Source organism: Dietzia sp. E1, assembly GCF_014145015.1.
GTDB classification, from domain to species: Bacteria; Actinomycetota; Actinomycetes; order Mycobacteriales; family Mycobacteriaceae; genus Dietzia; species Dietzia cinnamea_A.
The window spans coordinates 1-3,386 of sequence record NZ_JAALDU010000255.1 but is presented as its reverse complement, the minus strand read 5'-3'; the positions used below and the strand labels follow the sequence as shown (position 1 = coordinate 3,386).

The 3,386-nt window shown below is 73.1% G+C and carries 4 protein-coding genes; all 4 read right to left on the bottom strand.

Features of this window, described 5'->3' with window-relative positions:
* Window positions 1-122: 122 nt before the first annotated feature.
* Complete coding sequence (gene rlmB / locus G6030_RS09300; RefSeq protein WP_182642941.1) at window positions 123-1,091, bottom strand: 23S rRNA (guanosine(2251)-2'-O)-methyltransferase RlmB; 969 nt, start codon at window positions 1,089-1,091, stop codon at window positions 123-125.
* Between the two features lies 1 nt (window position 1,092).
* Window positions 1,093-2,529 carry a cysteine--tRNA ligase gene (gene cysS / locus G6030_RS09295; protein ID WP_182642940.1) on the bottom strand — a complete coding sequence of 479 codons (1,437 nt, stop codon included), beginning with the start codon at window positions 2,527-2,529 and terminating at the stop codon, window positions 1,093-1,095.
* A 28-nt stretch (window positions 2,530-2,557) separates the two neighbouring features.
* Window positions 2,558-3,040 (bottom strand): 2-C-methyl-D-erythritol 2,4-cyclodiphosphate synthase, encoded by a 483-nt coding sequence (gene ispF / locus G6030_RS09290; RefSeq protein WP_182642939.1) that lies wholly within the window; start codon window positions 3,038-3,040, stop codon window positions 2,558-2,560.
* A partial coding sequence (locus G6030_RS09285) for a 2-C-methyl-D-erythritol 4-phosphate cytidylyltransferase (protein ID WP_182642938.1) occupies window positions 3,037-3,386 on the bottom strand: 350 nt, incomplete at its 5' end. The genes G6030_RS09285 and ispF, both read right to left, overlap by 4 nt.

The following is a 3,386-nucleotide window of genomic DNA, read 5'->3' as shown; positions in this document are numbered from 1 at the left end:
GGCGCGGGCGCAGTCGCGGGCGCGGAACGGGATCGCGGCCGCCGGCGCGAATACACGGGGACCGCAGTGGAGGGCCCGCCGCGGGTCCGGTCAGCCGCGGGTCCGGTCAGCCGGCCAGCCGATCAGCGCTTGACGCGCCGCTGCCGCGCGAACTCCGAGAGCACCACGCCCGCCGCGACGGAGGCGTTGAGGCTCTCGACCTCCGAGGCGATCGGGATCGACAGGATGGAGTCGCAGTTCTCGCGGACCAGGCGCGAGAGGCCCTTACCCTCGGAGCCCACCACGATGACCGTCGGCCCGGTGCCGTCGTAGTCGTCCAGCGAGACGTCACCCTCGGCATCGAGCCCGACGAGCTGCACCCCGGCCTTGGCCCAGTCGAGCAGCGTCCGGTTGAGGTTCGTGGCCCGGGCGACGGGGAGCCGGGCGGCGGCACCGGCGGAGGTCCGCCACGCGACGGCCGTGATGGAGGCACTGCGACGCTCGGGGATGAGGACCCCGTGCCCGCCGAACGCGGCGACCGAGCGGATGACCGCTCCGAGGTTCCGCGTGTCCGTGATGTTGTCCAGCGCCACGAGCAGCGCGGGCTCGGAGGAACCCATCGCCATGTCGAGCAGGTCAGCGGGGTCGGTGTACTGGTACGGCGGCACCTGGAGGCCGACGCCCTGGTGCATGCCGTTCGACACCATGCGGTCGAGATCGGTGCGCGGGACCTCGAGGATGGAGATGTCCTTGCCGGCGGCGAGGTGGACGGCCTCGGTCAGCCGCTCGTCGGCGTCCGAACCGATCGCGACGTACAGCGCGGTCGCGGGGACGCCGGCGCGGAGGCATTCCAGCACCGGGTTGCGGCCCACCACGTACTCGGGACCGTCGGCCTGCTTCTGCGCCTGGCGGCGGCGCTGCTGCGCGCCCTCCGCCTTGCGGCTGGCGGCCTTGGCCCGCCGGTGTGCCGGGTGGTAGGTCCGGTCCTCGGCCTTGGGGGTGGCGCCGCGCGCCTCCAGTCCCCGGCGTCGCTGGCCGCCCGACCCGACGACCTGGCCCTTCTTGGTGCCGGACTTGCGGATTGCTCCGCGCCGACTCGAGTTCCCTGCCATGTCAGTCCTTCCGGTGGGCGAGCGACCACTTCTGGCCGTCCGCGGTGTCGGCCACCTCGATACCCGCCGCGACCAGTCGGTCACGGATGGCGTCGGCGGTGGCGAAATCCTTGTCGGCCCGTGCCTTGGCGCGGGCCTCGAGCTCCGCGCGGACGAGGAGGTCGAGTGCGGTGAGGGCGGCATCGTCGCCGCCCTTGGCGGAGGTCCACTGCGGGTCGAGCGGGTCGACCCCGAGTACCGCGGTCATCGCCCGGACGGACGAGGCCGCGGTGAGCGCCGCCTCCGTGTCGCCCGCCGACAACGCGGTGTTGCCGGCCCGGACCCGACCGTGGATCTCCGCCAACGCGGCGGGCACCCCCAGATCGTCGTCCATCGCGGCGGCGAACGCCTCCGTCCACTCACCGACGGGCACCTCGGCGTGCGGCGCCGAGCCCGACCTGACGGCCTCGTCCACCCGCTGCACGAACGCCTCGATCCGCCGGTACGCGGCGGCCGCCTCCTGCAGTGCTTCGGGAGAGTATTCCAGCATCGAGCGGTAATGCGCACTTCCGAGGTAGTAGCGCAGTTCCACCGGCCGGACGGCGGTGAGGATGTTCGGCACGCTGAGCACGTTGCCGAGCGACTTGCTCATCTTCTCGCCGGCCATGGTCACCCAGCCGTTGTGCAGCCAGTAGCGGGCGAACCCGTCGCCGGCGGCGTGGGACTGGGCGGCCTCGTTCTCGTGGTGCGGGAACTGCAGGTCGAGCCCACCGCCGTGGATGTCGAAGGTCGACCCGAGATACCAGGTGGCCATGGCCGAGCACTCGAGGTGCCAGCCGGGCCGACCGTCGCCCCAGGGGGTGGGCCAGCTGGGTTCGCCGGGCTTGGCGGCCTTCCACAGCGCGAAGTCGCGGGGGTCCCGCTTGCCGCGCAGGTCGGCGGCCTCGCCCTGGTCGACCTCGTCGAGCCGGTGGCCGGAGAGGTGCCCGTAGTCGCCCTCGGGCGCGGCCGACCACGCCGCGACGTCGAAGTAGACGCTGCCCTCGGCGGGGTAGGCGTACCCGCGCTCGATGAGGCGTTCCATGTACTCGATCATCTGGGTCATGTGCCCGGTGGCGCGGGGCTCGGTGGACGGCGGCAGCACGCCGAGCGCGTCGTAGGCGCGGGTGAACTCGCGTTCGTGGGTGGCTGCCCACTCCCACCAGGGGCGACCGTTCTCGGCGGCCTTGGTGAGGATCTTGTCGTCGATGTCCGTGACGTTGCGCACGAACGCGACGTCGTAGCCGGTCGCCAGGAGCCAGCGGCGGAGGACGTCGAACGCGACGCCGGAGCGGACGTGCCCGATGTGGGGTACGGCCTGGGGGGTGGCTCCACAGAGGTAGACCGACGCGTGCCCTTCCCGGACGGGGGTGAACTCCCGGAGGGAGCGGGTGGCGGTGTCGTAGAGATGGAGCGTCACGGGGCCCGAGTCTACCGGTGCGCCCGCGTCAGGCCCGATACACGAGCGCGGTGGCGACAGCGGAGACGCCCTCGCCGCGGCCGGTGAAGCCCATGCCGTCGGTGGTGGTGGCCGAGACGGAGACGGGCGCGCCGACGATCTCGCCGAGCCGCTGTTCGGCCTCGACGCGCCGGGGGCCCATCTTGGGCCGGTTGCCCACCATCTGCACGGCGGCGTTGCCGATCGTCCATCCGTGCCGCGCCAGCTCGTCGCACGCCTCGCGCAGCAGTCGTTCGCCGGAGACGTCGTCGTATTCGGACCGACCGGTTCCGACGAGGGTGCCGAGGTCGCCGAGCCCGGCGGCGGACAGCAGGGCGTCGACCAGGGAATGGGCCACGACGTCGCCGTCGGAGTGGCCCTCGCAGCCGTGGTCGTCGGGGAAGTGCAGGCACGCCATCATGCACGGCTTGCCCGGTTCGACGCGGTGGGCGTCGGTGCCGATCCCGACTCGGGGGATCACGGGTCCGGTCACTTCTGCTCCTGGGGGCGGCCCGCGGTGACGAGCGCGCCGGCGTCGAGCTCGGCGAGGGCACGGGCGTGGTCGTCGGCGGTGGTGATCTTGAACGCGAGCGGGTCGCCGGGGACCGTGGCGACGCGGCCGCCGGTCCGCTCGACGAGCCCGGCATCGTCGGTGGCCACGTCCCCGGCGGCGTCGTACGCGGCGAGCAGGACGTGGGGCGCGAAGCCCTGCGGTGTCTGGACGGCACGGAGCGAGGTGCGGTCGGGGGTGCCCACGACGTAGCCGTCGGCGTCGACCTGTTTGACGGTGTCGACGACCGGGAGGACGGGAACCACCGCGACCGCGCCGGTGCGGACGG

What these genes read in the sequence shown, in the direction of transcription:
- rlmB (WP_182642941.1), bottom strand. Translation starts at nt 1,091, where the DNA reads ATGGCAGGGAACTCGAGTCGGCGCGGAGCAATCCGCAAGTCCGGCACC.